Below are 17,907 nucleotides of genomic sequence, written 5' to 3'. Positions count from 1 at the left end.
GTAATGCAATGAATAATAAAACAAACAATTATGATATTCCCAAGAGAGATGGAAGTGTATGGCCGGAGGATATCTGTCCTGCATACACACCAAGAGAGGATGCTATTCCAAGTATAAAAGGCTGCTGGTACTGTAAATATGCAGATTTTCATCTTAAAGAAGAAAGGGCACTTGAGGTAGGCATCTGCAAATGGCCCAAAAAAATTATTGATTAAGAGGGAAATGAAAAATGGCTGACCTTTTGTCCAATCCATATACATTGCTGCTATTAGGGGATATAGTAGCTCTTTTTCTGTACTATGCCATGCATTTGAGTTTTTACGTGATGCGAGAATTCTTTAAGAAGCATAGGATTCTCGTATTTATGATATATGCATTAACTGTGCTGTCTTTCTTTTACGCCAATACGCTGGGAGTGATTTATATAAATATGATAGCATCATACCTGGCATTCCTCATTCCATTATTCATTTGCTATAAAGTTAATAATATTCGAGGCATAATATATTTCATTTTCTATCTTGCTGCCCAGAGCGCAATTGAAGTATCCATCACGTTTTATGTTCAAGGCGTTCAGAGTATGGATATGGTTAAGATAAACTATGACTTTATGACTCCTCAGAGCTATGGAATTATCTTGTCTTTGCAGATTATTGTGGTCAGAGTCATCTGTCTTTTCGGAAATAAGGATAAGGACAAGAGGCTTGATAAGGAAATTCTTCCATATGTTGTGCTGCCAATCGCTACTATCATTATTTTGGTTCTTGATGGCAACAGATATCTTAGAGGAGAGGAATATAACCTTTCCCAATATACTGAACTTATGGTGGTTCTTGTAGCTATTAACATACTGGTCTTTGGATTTCTTGAAAAACACACAAGACTCATGAAAATGGAGATGGAAGCAAGGCAAAATGAGTCAAAGCTTCAATCAGATGCGGTTATTATGGAGATTGCAACCAAAGCCATGAGGGAACGACTTGCTATTTCTGAGAGCATCATGCAGCAGGACAGAGCCATGCGTCATGACAGAAGACATTTTGAGGCTCTTCTTCAAACTCTTTTACAGGATGGCAAGACGCAGGAAGCCCTGGATTGTCTTAATGAGAGGCTCAAACAGGAACCCCACTCTGTAAAAAGATATTGCGAGAATACTACACTTAATGCGGCAATCACACATTACCTGTCTATGGCCGAAAAAGAGAATATAAAGGTAAATATATCTGCTAATATCCCTTCAAATCTGAATGTGGATGAGATGCAGCTTGCCATAGTGATCAGTAACCTTATAGAGAATGCTATCCATGCTTGCGAAAAAGTTCCTGAGAGTGAGAGACGGATTGACATCACGGCTAGGTATAAAAGTCAGCTTCTGTTTGAGATCACGAACTCATGCGCTGAGGAAGTAAAGCTGGATGAGGAAGGACATCCGTTTAATACTGAGGAAGAGCATGGAATAGGAACTAGAAGTGTTCTTAACTTTATAAATCAAACAGATAGCGATATTAGATATATAACAGAAGAGAAGACTTTTAAGGTCAGAATGCTGATAAATTAAAGAATAAGTGTAAAACAGACCTAAAATCAGTGAAACTGGGGTGGTCACCTTATCTGCGCCGCTTCTTTTGGCGTATTTAAGCAGATCATCTTTTCAGGGATAGATTAGAATTTGATGGTGGGACAGCAAAATGATTAGACTTATGGAGAACATTGACTTAGCACAATGTGGCATGATTTATGCAAAAGCATTCCCCATGGAACATTGGGGAATAGATTGGACTGCAGAAAATGCAGCAGAATATCTTCGCGATTTTTTTGAACAGAAAAGATTTGTTGGATATGTTTATGAAGAAAATGATGAAGTGCTAGGTTGTATATTTGCGCTTTGTAAAATTTCCGGAAGCAAAGAAGAAATTTACATTAATGAGATGGCGGTACTTCCCGAACGACAAGGGCATGGAATAGGTAAACAACTATTAAATGCGGTCAAAAATTACAGTAAAGAAAAAGGACTTGCAGGCATTGTTCTTTATACAAGCGAGTATGCACCAGCGGCTAATTTTTACGAAAAGAACGGATTTAAGTTATCAAATGGAACAGTATGTATGTATTGCGAATGCAATCACGATAGGGAAACTTAAAATCTGGTCTTAAATTGCTGGAGACTATGGAACGTAGGTATTCTTTCTAAGCTATCAGGAATCCTTGCAGGTAAAAAAGTAAACACAAAATGCTTAAAGGATGTTGTAATGAGAATAGGAATAATTCAAGCGAGCTCTCAGGCTGAAAAAAATGAGCTGATTTTTAATACTGTCAAAAAATATGCCCCTAAAGATGCTGAAGTCATAAACTTTGGCTGTACTTTAGAAGAGCAGGAAAAGTATTCATATATAGATGTTTCGGTTCTTGTTGGTATATTACTTGCAAGCGGCGCAGTTGACTTTGTTGTTACCGGTTGTTCATCCGGCCAGGGAATGATGCTGGCGTGCAACAGCATGCCTGGAGTAATTTGTGGATATGCGCCTACTCCTAAAGACGCTTATCTGTTTGCACAGATCAACAATGGTAATGCTATTTCACTTCCGCTAGGCGAAGACTATACATGGGCAGGCGAAGATAACTTTGAAAAGACAATAGAAGCTCTCTTCTCTGAGCCATTTGGACAGGGATATCCAAAGAGTGAAGCAGAAAGAAAGCGGAAAGACACTGAGAAACTCAAGGAAATAAGAAGAAAGTCGCAGATTCAGTTTGAAGATTTATTGGGTTCATTAGATACGTCAATAATTGAGAAAATAAATAAAAAGAATGATGTGATCAAGTTTCTGAAGGAGTCAATATGAGTTTACAGTTATTAAAGGCAAGTACTTCTGATGCGCTTTCATTGAATGGAATATCGAAGCGCGCATTTGACAGTGATGTACTGATCGGTGCGGAATCACCGGGAGGACCTCCCGGATATATGTCATTACAATTTCATACGAAAATGGCACGACAGGGGCATTTGTATAAATTGACAGATGATGGACTTATTGTTGGCGGAGCAATCCTTTTTTTGGAAAACGATGTTTTGAATGTTGGCAGGATATTCGTTGCACCGGAGCATTTTCGAAAAGGGTATGGGCTTTTTATTATGCGAGAAGTGGAGAATATGTTTCCAGAAGTAAGAGAGTATACACTGGATACTCCTATTTGGAATGTCAGGACAAATAGTTTTTATACTAAGCTTGGCTATAAAGAAATAAAGCGCGATAAGGAGTTTGTGTTTTATTCAAAACATGTAGGACACTGATATTAGTTATAAAAAAGGGCCAGTACAGTTTGATCAGAATTGAATTATTATAAATTCTATTAAATCAGTGAAAAACAGACCTAAATCAGTGTGATTTGAGTCTGTTTTCTTTTGCTATGATAAAGTATGGTCACTACTACTACATATAAATGTTCAGAGGCTAAAGCAGTATCCATGCGGATGACACGAAGAGTATCGCCAATGTTACTGAACGATTCTTTTATTTTTTCATGACCTTTGTTACTTTGAAGAAGCCGGAAGGAAATTTTTCAAGAGAGAGGATCAAAAAATGAAAACAAAAAAGAAGAGTTTACTAATTGGCTGCATCTTGATCGCAATGTTTGTTTTATGGACAGTGCTTATTATGACAATCGATGTTCAGCCGGTTGGGCAGAATGGAACAGACATAGGATTTGCTGATTTTAATATCGAATTTCATGCATTGACCGGAGTCAATATGACCCTTTATACAATCACTGATTGGCTTGGGCTGGTACCAATAATTATATGTATGATATTTGGATGTGTTGGCTTTATACAACTAATAAGCAGAAAGAGCCTGCTCAAAGTGGATAAGGATATCTTAATTCTTGGCATCTATTATATTATTGTCATTTTTGCATATCTGATTTTTGAGATGATACCTATAAACTACAGGCCAATTCCTATAGAAGGTGTTATGGAGGCATCATATCCTTCATCTACTACGCTACTTGTACTTAGTGTTATGCCGACACTGATTGAGCAGACTTCCCGGAGGCTGAATAATGATCAGGCAAAGAAGATTATTAACGTCTTAGCAGTCTTATTTTCGCTTTTTATGGTTGCGGGAAGGTTGTTATCCGGAGTCCATTGGTTTACGGATATCATAGGCTCAGTACTGTTAAGCATTGGCTTGTATTATTTGTACAAGGGTTTCGTTCTATCATGCATAAGTGAATCCTAAAAAGGAGATATCTTTTATGGAATTTGGCGAAAAGCTATTGGAACTGAGAAACGGCAAAGGAATGACGCAGGAGGAACTTGCAGAGGATTTGTTTGTCTCTAGAACAGCTATTTCAAAGTGGGAGTCTGGAAGAGGTTATCCTAGTATAGATTCGTTAAAAGAGATATCTAAGTATTTCTCTGTTTCAATAGACGAGCTTCTTTCAAGTGAAAAACTTGTAACTATTGCAGAAAAAGAGAACAGGGCAAATATTCACAGAGTATTGGATTATCTTTTGGGACTGGTTGATCTTATGGTGTGCGGACTGATATTCCTTCCGTTGTTTCCGCATACGGCAGATGGATTGGTTTTTGCTGTGAGCATGCTAGAATACTGCGATGTTTCAGCCAGTATCAAGGTGATTTACTGGGTGTTGTTTTTAACACTTGTGGCGATAGGAATGGTCATAGTGATCTTAAACCGTTTTAACCTCGAAAGACCAAAACGGGTAATGATAGCATTGTCTATGGGGATAAGTGTAATAACTGTACTTGTTCTGGCAATCACAAGGGCTGCTTATGCCACATCTGTTGCCTTTATTTTGACGACCATAAAGGGAATGTTATTTTATAGACGGGAAAAAGCATAATGATAAGAAATTGAGGGAAAAAATATGAGTAATTACACAATTAGATTAGAAGAAAAGAAAGATTATAGAGACGTTGAAAACTTAGTAAGAGAGTCATTTTGGAACGTTTATCGTCCTGGATGCAGTGAGCACTATGTAATTCATGTGCTCAGAGATGATCCCGGGATATCTTGACGGCATCACAGGGGGATATCAGACCCCTAAGGGATACTATGTTGAAGACTCAGATGTCGAGGAGTTTGACAAGACATTCCCTCCGAAGGAGAAATTAAAGCTTCCCGGACAGATTTTTGATTAACAATTGGAGAATTAAGATGGAAACAGATAGAATAAGGATTTATTGAGATCTGAATGGAAGGAATAATATTATATGGAAATTATGCTTGCTGACAAACATAACTTCACCCACGATTCATTGAAAGGCTTTCAGCGATATCAGGAAGTGAAGAATGTGTATCGTCTGCATGATGGGAAAATGATATTGGTTTACAATCCCTTCACAGAGGATTGGGATCTTGCACGCCGCCTGCAAAAAGCTGATGATATTCTCAGTGGGCGATATGTGACATACTGTGCGTTTGAGGAAAACTGTGTGGTTGGCGAGATTATGCTGATCCCACAGCTAAATAAAGGGCGACTCATCATAGATAGCTTCCATGTGTCTACGGATTACCGCCGTCGTGGAATTGGCAGATCCCTGCTTGAAGCCGCCAGACAGGAAGCCCTGAAGAGAGGAGCGCATGCCTTGTATGCATCCTGTTGTTCATCTGAGGAAACGATAAACTTCTACTCCGCTATGGGTTTCCGCCTCAGTTCTGACCCTATTCCTTCCTGTGTGGAAGATGAGCCATATGATCTTCAGATGGAATGTATGATCACCCCATACTAATTGGACAGTCGATAGAAATAAGTGAAAAACAGCCCCAAATGAGTGTAATCTCGGGGCTGTTTTTTGTTTGGTGATAAAGTGATGATCGGAAGGAGACATAACAATATATGGAAAAACGTGTAAAATGGTATGTAGGTCTAAGCTATTTTGTATTTTGGTTTATGGTGCTGGGATTATGCGGGACAGCAAGCATGGTGTTTCATTGCCCGCCAGTTGTAATGAGGATTTTATCCAATATCTGCGCGTGGGCACCTACGATTGTGCTGCTTATAGGCTTTAAGTATTTTTGTCCTGACCGTAGGATTGCCGACTTTTACAAAAAAGCTTTTGGTGGAAAGGTAAACATAGTAACGCTGGTAGCTTCAGCTATACTTACGCTTGGAGCTACTATTATTACAGTATTTGTTTTGTCCTTGATTCAGGGGAAGGCATTTGGTGAATACTGGAATCTTGGATCCTACCCGTTCTGGGCGTCATTTTTATTCTCGATCACAACGGGGCCAACAGGAGAAGAGTCAGGCTGGAGAGGTTATCTTCGCCCATACCTTAATGCAAAATACAGTTTTTTCAGTGCATCAGTGATACAGGGAGTTATATGGGCGTTCTGGCATACCATACTCTGGTTTGTAGATTCAGATTATATGGGAATCCAGATGATACCATACGTTCTGTCCAACGTCATCGTAATGACGGGACTTTGCTTTATTATGAATCTTTTCATGGAAAAGAATGATAATCTGATCTATAGCATAGTGATACACTTTTGCTTTAATTTCCTGTATTGTTTCTTACAGGTTGATATCTGGTTTTATGTTGTACTGTCAGCAATATACATAGTGATTATTGCGCTGATATGTTGGAAAAAGAATGTGATGTCAAAAGAATGATATTCGTTTAAAATAACAAGAAGGAGGAAGGACATGATCAATTGCAGTGTATATGCTCCATGCAGATAAAAATATTTGTATGGAGGATAAATAACAATGAAAAACAGAATAAAGGAATTAAGAGATTTTTACATAATCTGGATCACACAGAGCTTATCACAGCTTGGTAGTGCAATAACAGGATTTGCGCTTACGCTGTGGATGTATGAAAAGACCGGATCAGCGCTGAGTACTGCAGCACTTACAATCTGCACATATGCGCCATATGTCATTATGAGCATTTTTGCAGGAGCAATAACAGATAAATTCGATAAAAAGAAAACCATGCTCATATGCGATCTTTTAGCAGCACTTACAACGGTTGTTGTATTTGTACTGTACAAAACTGATACGCTGACCATGTGGCATCTATATGCCATCAATGCCTTTTCAGGTCTTATGAACACTGTTCAGCAGCCTGCTTCAGAAGTGGCATATTCACTTATCGTTCCAAAAGAGCATTATCAGAAGACCAGTGGCTTTCAGCAATTGTCCCGTTCGCTTATTTCAATTGGCAATCCGCTGATAGCTGCAGCACTCTATGGACTGGCAGGGTTGGATACGGTTATTGCGGTAGATCTTCTGTCTTTTGCCATAGCATTTGTGGCATTATTGTTCTTTATAAAACTACCTGAGATCAAGGACGGAACAAGTAAGGACGAAAACGTGATCAAACTGGCTAAAGAGGGGCTAAAGTTCCTAAAAGAAACTCCGCTCATACTTACTGTAATACTGTTTATGGCGGGGGTTAACCTCACAGCTTCAGCCTTTGATGCGGTACTTCCGGCCCTTGTTATACCTCAAAAAGGTAACAATGTGTATGGGATCGTAACAGCATGCTCAGGGCTGGCCATGGTAGCAGGAAGTTTCCTTCCAATGATCCTGCCAAAGCCCAAGGACAGGGTAAGAGTCATATATCTCACGATGCTTTTTGCGCTGGGGATAGAGAACTTTTTACTGGCCTTTGCAAGAAGCTCTGTTTTATGGTGCATAGGCCAGATAATAGGATGGGTATTTGTTCCACTCATGGCAGCCAACCAGAATGTAATAATGCGCAATGTCATTCCAATAGAGCTTCAGGGAAGAGTATATGCTTGCAGAAATACTCTGCAGTTTTTTACTATTCCGATCGGACTTTTCCTTGGCGGACTCTTTGTAGACAAAATCTGCGAACCGTTTATGGCATTGAAAAGTAATGATCCGTTCTGGACTTTTCTTTTCGGAAGCGGAAAGGGTTCAGGTGCCGCAATGATGATGTTCATTCTTGGTGTGACAGGAACAGCCATATGTATAATATCTGGTCAGATCATGAAAAAATATAGATATACTGAGTAAGACTCTGGATTTGAATTTCAGTGTAAAACAGCTCCAAATGAGTGTAAATTTGGAGCTGTTTTTTGTTTTATGATAAATATATTATTGGAAAAAAGAAATCAATTATTCATGCAACAGCAGCTGCTGGTATGGCACTCGCCTGAAGGAGGAATAATTGCAGAATAACTATTTGCAAAAAATGTCTGAACAGTATCAGGTCAACCAGATAATGAAGACAAATGAAGAGAGCAAGGAGAATGGGCTTACACTGACGAAGGAAGATGCTACAGCCTTAGTGGCAGCAAGGGGAGACACTCTGAGGGAAGAAAGACGCGTGGAATTTGGCGATAGCATAAGCCCCAAGCTTATTCGTGCATTTGCGGATTCATCATTTATCAATCAGGAAGATTACGCCGAAACTATTGCCCGTTTGCAGGAGATCTTTTTCCTGTACAAGAATGAATCCATGGACATGGTTTCAGATGATGAACTGCTTGGTATTATGAAAAACGCCTATGAAAACGAGTCTGGTGGTGATCTTGAATATCTTGAAGGAACAGCATTGGAAGACTTCGCAAGAAGCGTCAGGGCCGGAGAGAACTGGGCTGACAGATATAAGCGCGAAAAACTAAACTTAGGAGACGATTTTGATGAATTATGATCCGGAAGAGCTTATTTCAATAGTTGCTGAATTAACTGACCTATATACGAAGGGCGAGAGCACATCAGTGACCTACGAGGCAGCACAGCATCTGATGGAAGCGGTTTTATATTGCATTCATGAAGCAGAGTCTATGAATGCTAATGGCCTTGTGCCCTGCCAGCAGGCGGATGCAAGAAGCCTGTATAAAGCAGGATTTCAGGAGGTTGTGGATAAGGTAGAACGTGCCAAGGGAAAATATAAGGTCCTTATATCTTCATTTTCTTCATATGGCAATCGCAATCTGAATGACACTGTTTTAAAAGCTATTCCGGGATTCTTTGAACTTTATTCTCCAAGGTTTTCTCCTCAGGAGACGATCATTACGATGGATTATCCTACACCGGTCCCTGTTGAAGGTAAGACTGGGATTGATGCAATTGAAGAATACATTGATAAGATTGAAGCTGAACAGCGCTTTCTCGCAAAGTTTCCGCCCGGATATGTTGAGGAGATATTAAGATCCTATACAGCAGATTATAAGGATCAGTTTTTTAATATGTCAGAAATAGTTTTTAAGTGTAAAACAGACCCAATTGAGTGAATTAAAGGGCCTGTTTTTTATTTGGTGTTAATGTGATGATCAGTAGATGATGAGTACAAGGATTTAATTCAAGGAGATATTAGTATAATGAGAGAAAAGAATACGATTTTTGGAAATGGACAATTTTATAAAAGTGTACTTGCGATAGCAGTACCTATAATGCTTCAGCAGCTTATACAGAGCATGGTGTCATTGATTGATAACTTTATGGTATCAGGACTGGGAGATGTATCGATGTCCGGAGTAAATGTGGCCGGACAGGTGCTTTTTGTGTTTATGGTCTTTACTAACACAATCTGCATGACCGGAGGAATATTCCTCACGCAGTTTTTTGGCGCTAAAGATCGTGGCGGAATGCAACAAGCGTTTATGTTTAAACTACTTGCGGGACTTGTAGCACTCATTCCATATCTTATGGTGTGTCTTATTTACCCAAGAGAAATACTGTCACTTATGGTTATTGGAAATACACAGGCTCCGCTTATTCTTGATGAGGCAGTAAAATATATACGAATCATGTCTGTTGTGGGAATTCCCATGACAATCTCTGTAAGTATCGCAAGTTCACTCAGGGATATGGGGCAGGTCAAAATACCCCTTGTCGTAACAGTAGTAGCAACTCTTACAAATACTGTATTCAATTATCTTCTTATCTATGGAAATCTTGGATTTCCTGCATTTGGCGTCCGGGGAGCTGCTTATGCTACTGTAATAGCGAGATCATTAGAGTTCATTATATTTTTGGTTATCTATTTCAGAAGCAGACCTGATTTTGCAATTCGCTTTAACAGAGATTTCATGGTAGACGGAAGATTGTTTAAGGAAATACTAAAGAAAGGCGCTCTTATGCTTTTCTGCGAGATGACATGGGTTCTTTCTGAAACATTGACTACGGCAATTTATAATGGAAGAGGCGGAGCAGATGTAGTTTCGGGAATGGCATCAAGCTTTGCCATAGCTAATCTTTTCTTTGTAGCATTTGGAGGAATTTACTCTGCAACTACAGTAATAATCGGAAAGACCCTGGGAGAGGGAAATCTTCAGAAGGCACGAACAGAAAAAACATGGCTTTTATCAGGAGCTGTCGTATTTGGCGTTGCCATGACTTTTGTCGGATTTGCCACAACACTTATTATTCCTGTTGTGTTTGGAAAGCTAAGTCCAAGCGCCATTGCAATTTCAAGGAGTATGGTAATACTTATGGCGTTTTTTATGCCTGTATGGGTACTTGTAAACGCGCAGCAGGCCATTGCAAGATCCGGTGGTGACACAAAGATGGGAGCATATGCAGATGCCGGAATAACAATAGTGGTTATGCTTCCAATGCTTTTCCTGCTTGCAAGATATACCGATATCGGACCTGTACAGATGTACCTTTGCGTAAAGATCCTGGATATTGTCAGGACCCTTATTTTCCATTTTTGGCTAAAGAAAGAGCGCTGGCTTAATAATCTAACTTGCGAGCATCAGCCGGAGCCGCTTGTACAAAAGTCTTAATAGGCTATGGAAAATCCATGCTCCATTGTGGGTGTTAGCACGGATTTACTTGTAGTATTATAAATTGAGAAGAAAACTGTAGAGGCAAGGGTATAGAAATGACTATGAGGGAGTTTCTTTTAACAGCGATAATACTTAGCATATTTGCTATGCTTTTTGAGGGGATTATTGTTTTTAGAAACCTCAAAAACAAGCTGCATGCATATCTTTTTCTCAACTGCATCACAATGCTGGTCAATAATACCGGATATCTTCTGGAACTCCTTTCCAAAACTGAAGATGGTCACCCCGTTGCCTCTGAGGATGACCATGGAATCGGAACCAGAAGTGTCCTTGACTTTGCTAAAAAGACAGGGAGCGAGATCAGATATATTGCTGGGAACGATATGTTTAAAGTACGCATGTTAATAGGATGATGCGAGGAATGCGTTTATGAAACAGGGCCAAGAGGAATCAAGTATGAAGACCTGAGTCTTGCTGTATGTGATGCGCTAAAAGAGCTTGCGACAGGAAAAATAACTCCTGAAGAAGCCGCAGATCAGATTGAGAGAGTATCAAAGGAAACAATACGATAAGTTTGAACAACAGAATATTTAACTCAAAATGATCAAAAACCGGCAATATGATAAAAAAGTTGCTGGTTTTTCTTCATGCGCTCGTATAAACTTTAGAATGAAAGAAAAGAGGTCTAAAGTAAAAAATCAAAAAACATCTATTTTAAACATGACCGAGGGTAATCCGGTCACACTTATTCGTGTTGTTGACGGAAGAAAAGTAATTAAGAAGTTAAGGGAGACCAGAAAATGAAGCAATTAATTGTTGTAGCTGACATGGAGGGAGCCAGCGGTATCTTTGAATCGAATAGAGAGGCTTTATGGCACGAGGAGATGTACCCTCAGAATAAATTGTGGCGTTCTTATGGCAGAGGTTGTATTACCAGTGATGTTTTGGCGGTATGCAATGCTGCAATTGATTTTGGTATAGATGACATTATGCTCCTTGACATGCATCATGCAGGATGCGCGGAACCTAATGTAGACACTACAAAGCTTCCATCAAAGGTCAGACTTTTTGATCTGCCTAATAGATGTATGTTTTGGGGAAGAGCCAGAGGACAGGCTGCATCAGAACCGTATGGAATAGTTACAGTAGGACAGCATGCAAGAAATGGAGAACCTGATGCCTATTTTCCTCACACAATACATACTCCACCTATAGAATCATTCTATATAAATGGTAAACATGTTGCTGAAATAGGGGCAAGTGTTTTGTGCTTTAGTGGTGCACCATATATTGCTAATATCGGCTGTGCTGCTTCACATACAGAAGCACGAGAAATGTCTACTAATGTCACATGTATAAGCGTAAAGGATAAAAGTAAGGGATGGGAGCCTACACCGGAAGAAACATACCCAATCATTTATGATGAAATGATGAAGGCTCTTAGTGATTACAATAATAAAACAGCAGTTCCATATGCAGACAGGTATGTATGCGAATTAAATCTTACAGAAGATAGATATTTTGATGCCCCATTAGATTTTCCATGGAAAGGAACATTTACAAAAAAGAAAGCTACGTGGGAAACACATGATATTGAGACTGCATTAAGTCTGTTTTGGGAAGTTCATAATTATATGAAAAAGAATGAAATATAAACTTGTGATAGAAGACGTAATCATCATACCCATCTGTCATCAGGGATATATAAGATTATGGGTGAAAGGATAATCTTATGCTGGCAATCGATCAGTCGCTATAACATGCCATCATAATCTATAAACGGGAGGCTTAATATGGGTAAAAATAATGCAAAAAGCGGTATTGGTTTTTGGCTACTTATCTGGCTTCTTGGACTTGCGGGGCAGCTATGTTGGAACATGGAGAATCAGTGGTTTAATACGTTTGTATATGCCAAGATAGCCAAGGACCCGACTATCATTTCATGGATGCTTGCAATATCTGCAGCAGCAACCACAGTTTCTACATTTCTTTTTGGATGTGTTTCAGACAGAAAGGGTAATAGAAAGACTCTTGTGTCTGTGGGATATATCCTCTGGGGAATTTTCACCATTATCTTTGGAACAACAGAATTTATGAATAAAGGCAGTGATTCTGCACTTATTGGAATTGCATTTGCAGTAGTAGCTGCTGATGCAATCATGAGTTTTTTTGGCTCCATGGGAAATGATATAGGTTTTAACGCCTGGATCAATGACCATATGACACCTGATAACTCCGGTGCTTTGGGAGCAGCTCTTGCTGTACAGCCGGTAATAGGAACCATTGTGGGAACTATTGCGGGAGGATTACTTGTTGGTGCAGATGACAACTATATGAGACTATTTACAGTTATTGGAGGAAGTGTGATCCTTCTGGGAATAGTATCACTGTTTGGAATGAAGGATGTTGACACCTTAAAGCCATCAATAAAGGGCTCATTTTCAGAGCAGTTCTTTTCAATATTTAACATAAAAACCTATCTCCAGCACAGAGAACTTGTATTTGTAAATCTGATGCTTGCGGTATACTTTATATCTTTTAACGTGTACTTTTCTCATCTTGGGAACTTCATGATCTATTATCTTGGATTTACAGCAGACACTATGGGACTTATAGAAGGCGTGGGTCTTATTGTTGCTATGTTTGTGACTATTCCTGCTATTAAGCTTATAAAGGCTGACAGATCGTCGCTTCTGATATTTGTAGCGATAATTTTGAATTCTATTGGGCTTCTTGCTATTGGGCTTTTCGTATCACCTACAAACGTTGACCCGAGTACCATATGGAATCCAAATCTTATGGCAGGAATGCTGTTTGTTGGCGTTGGATATATTCTCTTTTTACAGACCATCACAGTATGGTCAAAGCGTCTTTACCCTGAGGATTCAAGAGGACAGTTTGAGGGGATCAGGATTGTCTTTTACGTGCTGATACCTATGGTGATCGCACCACTTATATCCAATCCTGTTATCAAGAATAGTGGCGAATTTGTTGATGAGTACGGATTTACGGAGTATCTGCCTACAAATGCTGTTTTTATTGCAGGGCTCATAGTACTACTCGTAACGCTGATTCCACTGTATTTTGCTGATAGAGAACGTGAACTACCCATCACCTAAAGGTAATGGGCTTCTAAGAGCCTAACGGCTCCATTTAAGAAGTTTGATATTTAAGTTTCCACCTGATATTCAGGCAATCCTTATTCTTACAGGCGTGTCCACATCGCCTCTACCGTATAGGATACTAAGATCCACAACGCTACTTTTACGCATTATATTTAATGCCCCATTAATATCGGCATTGAATTTAATCCCTCTGGCAGTCTTGTACATTCCACGATGTATTCTGTTACCACTGAACTGATATTCCTTTGGATTGTCATCATTGTAAACAGGGATATCATCTTTATCCCAAAATGATGACCTTGATGTATAGCTTTCTTCCTGCTCAACATAAGTAATACCATTAAGCTCGCAGAGGTATGACAGTTTATCCCTCAGTATTCCATAGGGTATGTTGACAAAATTCTGATTGTTCTGTTTGCCTATATGAGAACTCCGTTGAAATGTAACATTATATCCGGCTACAAGGGTTCCGATATCGTTAGAGATACAGTAGTCTATAACCTTACGTGCAGCTTTGCTCATATAGTCATTTACTTTATTGTTACGATCACGAGCAATGGCTTTCTGACGATTTGTAGTCTTTTTGCCAAAATGCTGCTTGTCCTTAATGGACTGCAGGCGGGCATTTTCTTTGTTAAACCACTGGTTAATGGACTTGAGTCTTCTTCCGTCGATTATGAACGATCTGCCATTATTTGATACTGCGGTTACAAGATTGTTTATACCAAGATCGAGCGCCAGTGCATTGTTTTTGTTAAGATTTCTTTGAACACACTCAGCTTCGTAAGTGTACTGAATTTCAAAGAACCTGGCATGAGCTTTTGGTATGATACGTATCTCTTTAACCTTTTTATCAAGCAGGATCGGCGGTATTGTGATTTCAACCGACTTGTGGGTTTTCTTAAAGCTGTTTGAAAACGGAAGTATCAGCTTATTCCCGTTAAGTCGTACAAAACCTATAACAAGTGTGGTATACCCGTCTTTTGGAAGATAATTTGGCAGTTTGCAATCCTTAAAAGCATATTTACCTTGTTTTGCAAGTTTAAGTAAGCCAAAGAATGACTTGAAACTGCCGTCTACTTCTTTGAGGATCTGCTGTGCCATATTTGAATTTAAGGTCTTGTAATTAAAACTGTTCTTTAACAGAACATAGTTCTTCTCATACTTCAGAAACTTACCTTCAGTAAAGTAATACTGCCTAACATTATAGATGGCTTCATTTGCAAGATTTTTAGCTGAATGACACAGTTCTCTTATTGAACGGTAATCGTCTTTCGATAGATGTTTTACCTGCTGTTTTACAGTAAGATACATACAGTTTTCTCCTTTCATAAGACTCGGATCACTCCTGTATATATATTATATCATATGTTTTACCTAAAAGAATGTGTTGCAGTAAAATGCACGCATCTATTAGTGACGCCATTCATCCCACGACCCAGATGGGTCATGGGTTTTCTGGCTGAATTATTATAAAAAGTAATTCATGCATAAATAAAAGGCATATAGCGGTAATTAAGCGGCTATATGCCTTTTATAAAACTTGTTTAAGCAATATTACTTAAACAAGTTGAGAATACGCTTGTTTACTGGGATGCACCATAGTGGTGACAAGTATTTTCAAGGTGGTGCTTGATGTTTTTTCCTCTACAAGAGATACTAAAGTCAAATCTGCAGATCAAAAAACAAATGCGGAAGGAGCGGATCTGACATGGTCGAATTTGGCGAACAACTTAGAAGAGCGAGAGAAGCAAAAGGAATGACACAGCAATCCCTTGCAGAACAATTATATGTAACGAGACAATCAGTTTCTCGCTGGGAATGCGGAGATAGATATCCGGATCTTCTTACTACAAAGAAATTATCTCAGATTCTGGAAGTGAGTCTTGACGACCTCTTATCCGGAAAAGAAATGACTAAAGTAGTAGAGAGAAACCCTGTAGTTGAAAATAAAGTGGTAAACAACATAATGATAGTTCTTTATGCTGCAGTTGTATTTTCCTATCTAATATCAGCAGTTGGTATTGCAGTTAGGGCGTTTGCATTAGAAGCATTTCAATTGATTCCGGTTCAGGTGATATTCCAATTCGCTGGAACAGGAGTTTCAATAGCAGCTTTCATCTATGGCCTGATCTGTGCTGTAAGAGGAACACTTTCACCGAAAAGGATGGGAGCGGTTTTGATGGCTTATTTTCTGTCTTCTTTTATTATTGATACAGATGGGGCTTTTAAAAGTTTCTTTCTTAGTGGAGCAAGTCTGATGTCGTTCAGAGCATGGAAGATAATTGCACTCATAGCAATAACATATTTTGTACCAATGGTTTTGGGATCAGTAGCAGTATTTTTCTTCTTTGTTCGAAGCCAGAACAGAAAAATATGGGCTGTCGCGATTGCCGTTGTTTCGCTTTCGGGAATATTTTATGCTGTATATTCATTATATGTTTCTGTAATAATAGCTAAAGTTAATGCCGGCATAACAGAGCCTGTTTTGTCAGCTGAGTATTATTCTGTAAGAGCGGTGCTATTGATTGCTATTTATGTGTTGGGACTTTATCAGACATATACACTATACAAAAAAAGGGTGTCTGCGGCAGAGATTGCTCAGGGCATAACATCAACTATTTAGTAAGAGGAGATGATGTGAGAAGGATATATGCTTTCGCATATGTCTTTCACTGTGAGCCAATAGAGATCAATTGTATGGGCGTATAGTGGCAATAAAGCTGCTATATGCCTTTTTATTTGCAGCCCAGTAGAAATGCAATTGCTGATGCATGAAAACATCAACCAAAACTTGTTTAAGTAATATTACTTAAACAAGTTTTTGGAAGAATCATACCAGATTAGCGGTCATTCACATTTATATGCTTTTATAGTTTACATTGGGTGATTATAGCATATTATAGTGAATTATATGGCTTTATATTAAATTATATGATATTATAGTATAAAATAAGATATTATATTATTTTATATTTAGTGATAAAACGGAGGTCTGTATGACTGAGAGAAACCCATACGCCATCAGCTTTGGAAGAATACCGACACAGTACATTAGCAGAGATATTATAATTGACGAGATTACCAGCGCATTCAACAGTGATATTTCTGAAGAGCAGGCATTTAAGATAACCGGGATAAGAGGAACAGGCAAGACTGTTACACTGACAGCAATAGAGAAGGAACTATCGCAGTCTAAGGATTGGATCATAGTAGACCTTAAGCCTGGTGCAGAGTTTACTAATGACCTTGTGGCTTATCTCTATACAGAGGTGCCTTTTATCACATCCTATATTGATGCTAACCTTAATCTTTCAGCCTTTGGAATTGGACTTGATCTCAAGAAAAAGAGTCCTGCAGCAAGTCTGGATCTTGTTTTAGTAGAGCTACTTAATGAGATCAAAAAGAAAAAGAAGCGTGTTCTTGTTGCTATAGATGAAGTTAGAAAAACTGATTCGCTAGTTGATTTTATACAGGAGTATCAGATTCTTATAAGAAAAGACCTTCCGATTTATCTTCTTGTTGCTGGCCTTTATGAAGATATAGAAGACATCGAGAATACTGATGGACTGACATTCTTTTTAAGAGCTACCAAGTACGAAATGACTCCTCTTAACATAGGAGTTATTAAGGAAGATTACAAGCTTACAATGGGTCTTTCTGATGATGTGGCATATAAGCTGGCTGTTATGACTAAGGGATATGCATTTGCCTATCAGGCATTTGGAAAGTATATGTGGGATTCAAAGAGCAAAGAGATAACGCCAATGGTACTGGCCAAGGCTGATGATGCGCTTGCTCAGAAGGTATATGATAAGATTTGGAGTGAGTTACCTCCCAAGGATAAGTGGTACTTGAGTTTTATCGTCCAGAAGGACAGTATGGATGCTTCGGAACTTCTTGAGATTACCAAGAAAAAACACAGCGATTGGAGCGAACCAAGAAGGCGTCTTATTGAGAAAGGCGTAATTGATGGCCAGGTCCGTGGGAAAATCATTTTAAAACTGCCGAGATTTAAAGAGTATGTTGAAAGTAAACAGTTCTGA

General features: G+C 38.9%; 21 protein-coding genes. 20 read left to right on the top strand and 1 reads right to left on the bottom strand.

What is annotated here, in order from left to right; translation table 11 throughout:
- The first annotated feature begins 8 nt into the window (after window positions 1-8).
- The 18 genes from WAA20_RS16395 (at window position 9) to WAA20_RS16310 (ending at window position 13,855) form a co-directional block, all read left to right on the top strand.
- Window positions 9-215 (top strand): hypothetical protein, encoded by a 207-nt coding sequence (locus tag WAA20_RS16395; protein WP_073389597.1) that lies wholly within the window; start codon window positions 9-11, stop codon window positions 213-215.
- Window positions 216-430: 215 nt separating this feature from the next.
- Window positions 431-1,558, top strand: coding sequence for a sensor histidine kinase (locus WAA20_RS16390; protein WP_167562755.1), 1,128 nt, complete (start codon window positions 431-433; stop codon window positions 1,556-1,558).
- Window positions 1,559-1,688: 130 nt separating this feature from the next.
- Window positions 1,689-2,141, top strand: a complete 453-nt coding sequence (locus WAA20_RS16385) for a GNAT family N-acetyltransferase (RefSeq protein ID WP_073389600.1) — start codon at window positions 1,689-1,691, stop codon at window positions 2,139-2,141.
- Window positions 2,142-2,249: 108 nt separating this feature from the next.
- The gene (locus tag WAA20_RS16380; protein WP_073389602.1) at window positions 2,250-2,840 is read left to right on the top strand and encodes an RpiB/LacA/LacB family sugar-phosphate isomerase; all 591 of its coding nucleotides are present in this window, start codon (window positions 2,250-2,252) and stop codon (window positions 2,838-2,840) included.
- The gene (locus tag WAA20_RS16375) at window positions 2,837-3,289 is read left to right on the top strand and encodes an N-acetyltransferase (protein WP_073389604.1); all 453 of its coding nucleotides are present in this window, start codon (window positions 2,837-2,839) and stop codon (window positions 3,287-3,289) included. Before WAA20_RS16380 ends, WAA20_RS16375 begins: the two co-directional genes overlap by 4 nt.
- A 289-nt stretch (window positions 3,290-3,578) precedes the next feature.
- The gene (locus tag WAA20_RS16370; protein WP_073389606.1) at window positions 3,579-4,235 is read left to right on the top strand and encodes a phosphatase PAP2 family protein; all 657 of its coding nucleotides are present in this window, start codon (window positions 3,579-3,581) and stop codon (window positions 4,233-4,235) included.
- 16 nt (window positions 4,236-4,251) lie between these two features.
- Window positions 4,252-4,863: a helix-turn-helix transcriptional regulator gene (locus WAA20_RS16365; RefSeq protein WP_027206513.1), complete on the top strand. Its 612-nt coding sequence runs from the start codon at window positions 4,252-4,254 to the stop codon at window positions 4,861-4,863.
- A gap of 142 nt (window positions 4,864-5,005) precedes the next feature.
- The gene (locus WAA20_RS16360) at window positions 5,006-5,161 is read left to right on the top strand and encodes a hypothetical protein (RefSeq protein WP_330393670.1); all 156 of its coding nucleotides are present in this window, start codon (window positions 5,006-5,008) and stop codon (window positions 5,159-5,161) included.
- Window positions 5,162-5,233: 72 nt separating this feature from the next.
- A complete protein-coding gene (locus WAA20_RS16355) occupies window positions 5,234-5,752 on the top strand; it encodes a GNAT family N-acetyltransferase (RefSeq protein ID WP_073389607.1) in 519 nt (172 codons plus the stop codon).
- Between the two features lie 107 nt (window positions 5,753-5,859).
- The gene (locus tag WAA20_RS16350) at window positions 5,860-6,639 is read left to right on the top strand and encodes a type II CAAX endopeptidase family protein (RefSeq protein ID WP_073389609.1); all 780 of its coding nucleotides are present in this window, start codon (window positions 5,860-5,862) and stop codon (window positions 6,637-6,639) included.
- A 96-nt stretch (window positions 6,640-6,735) separates the two neighbouring features.
- A complete protein-coding gene (locus WAA20_RS16345) occupies window positions 6,736-8,013 on the top strand; it encodes an MFS transporter (protein ID WP_073389611.1) in 1,278 nt (425 codons plus the stop codon).
- 154 nt (window positions 8,014-8,167) lie between these two features.
- Complete coding sequence (locus WAA20_RS16340; RefSeq protein WP_139263832.1) at window positions 8,168-8,653, top strand: DUF6323 family protein; 486 nt, start codon at window positions 8,168-8,170, stop codon at window positions 8,651-8,653.
- Window positions 8,643-9,236, top strand: a complete 594-nt coding sequence (locus tag WAA20_RS16335; protein WP_073389615.1) for a DUF6179 domain-containing protein — start codon at window positions 8,643-8,645, stop codon at window positions 9,234-9,236. The genes WAA20_RS16340 and WAA20_RS16335 overlap by 11 nt, the downstream gene beginning before the upstream one ends.
- Before the next feature lie 87 nt (window positions 9,237-9,323).
- Complete coding sequence (locus tag WAA20_RS16330) at window positions 9,324-10,733, top strand: MATE family efflux transporter (protein ID WP_081373943.1); 1,410 nt, start codon at window positions 9,324-9,326, stop codon at window positions 10,731-10,733.
- A gap of 104 nt (window positions 10,734-10,837) precedes the next feature.
- Window positions 10,838-11,149 (top strand): hypothetical protein, encoded by a 312-nt coding sequence (locus WAA20_RS16325; protein ID WP_167562756.1) that lies wholly within the window; start codon window positions 10,838-10,840, stop codon window positions 11,147-11,149.
- A 187-nt stretch (window positions 11,150-11,336) separates the two neighbouring features.
- Entirely contained in the window at window positions 11,337-11,540 is a 204-nt protein-coding gene (locus WAA20_RS16320; RefSeq protein WP_073389621.1) for a hypothetical protein, read from the top strand.
- On the top strand, window positions 11,537-12,391 hold the full coding sequence (locus tag WAA20_RS16315; RefSeq protein WP_073389623.1) for a M55 family metallopeptidase: 855 nt from the start codon (window positions 11,537-11,539) through the stop codon (window positions 12,389-12,391). Before WAA20_RS16320 ends, WAA20_RS16315 begins: the two co-directional genes overlap by 4 nt.
- A gap of 138 nt (window positions 12,392-12,529) precedes the next feature.
- Window positions 12,530-13,855: an MFS transporter gene (locus WAA20_RS16310; protein ID WP_073389625.1), complete on the top strand. Its 1,326-nt coding sequence runs from the start codon at window positions 12,530-12,532 to the stop codon at window positions 13,853-13,855.
- A gap of 69 nt (window positions 13,856-13,924) precedes the next feature.
- On the opposite strand, the gene WAA20_RS16305 is transcribed toward WAA20_RS16310, so the two are convergent.
- Window positions 13,925-15,193, bottom strand: a complete 1,269-nt coding sequence (locus tag WAA20_RS16305; RefSeq protein WP_338801544.1) for a transposase — start codon at window positions 15,191-15,193, stop codon at window positions 13,925-13,927.
- Window positions 15,194-15,572: 379 nt separating this feature from the next.
- Here WAA20_RS16305 and WAA20_RS16300 point away from each other — a divergent pair, with 379 nt between their 5' ends.
- Together WAA20_RS16300 and WAA20_RS16295 are read left to right on the top strand one after the other, a co-directional pair.
- Window positions 15,573-16,487 carry a helix-turn-helix domain-containing protein gene (locus WAA20_RS16300; RefSeq protein ID WP_139263874.1) on the top strand — a complete coding sequence of 305 codons (915 nt, stop codon included), beginning with the start codon at window positions 15,573-15,575 and terminating at the stop codon, window positions 16,485-16,487.
- 373 nt (window positions 16,488-16,860) lie between these two features.
- The gene (locus WAA20_RS16295) at window positions 16,861-17,907 is read left to right on the top strand and encodes an ATP-binding protein (protein ID WP_073390470.1); all 1,047 of its coding nucleotides are present in this window, start codon (window positions 16,861-16,863) and stop codon (window positions 17,905-17,907) included.

It is taken from the genome of Butyrivibrio fibrisolvens (assembly GCF_037113525.1).
In the GTDB taxonomy this organism is placed as follows: domain Bacteria; phylum Bacillota; class Clostridia; order Lachnospirales; family Lachnospiraceae; genus Butyrivibrio; species Butyrivibrio fibrisolvens.
The sequence above is the reverse complement of the archived record's forward strand: the minus strand, read 5'-3'. Positions and strand labels throughout refer to the sequence as shown.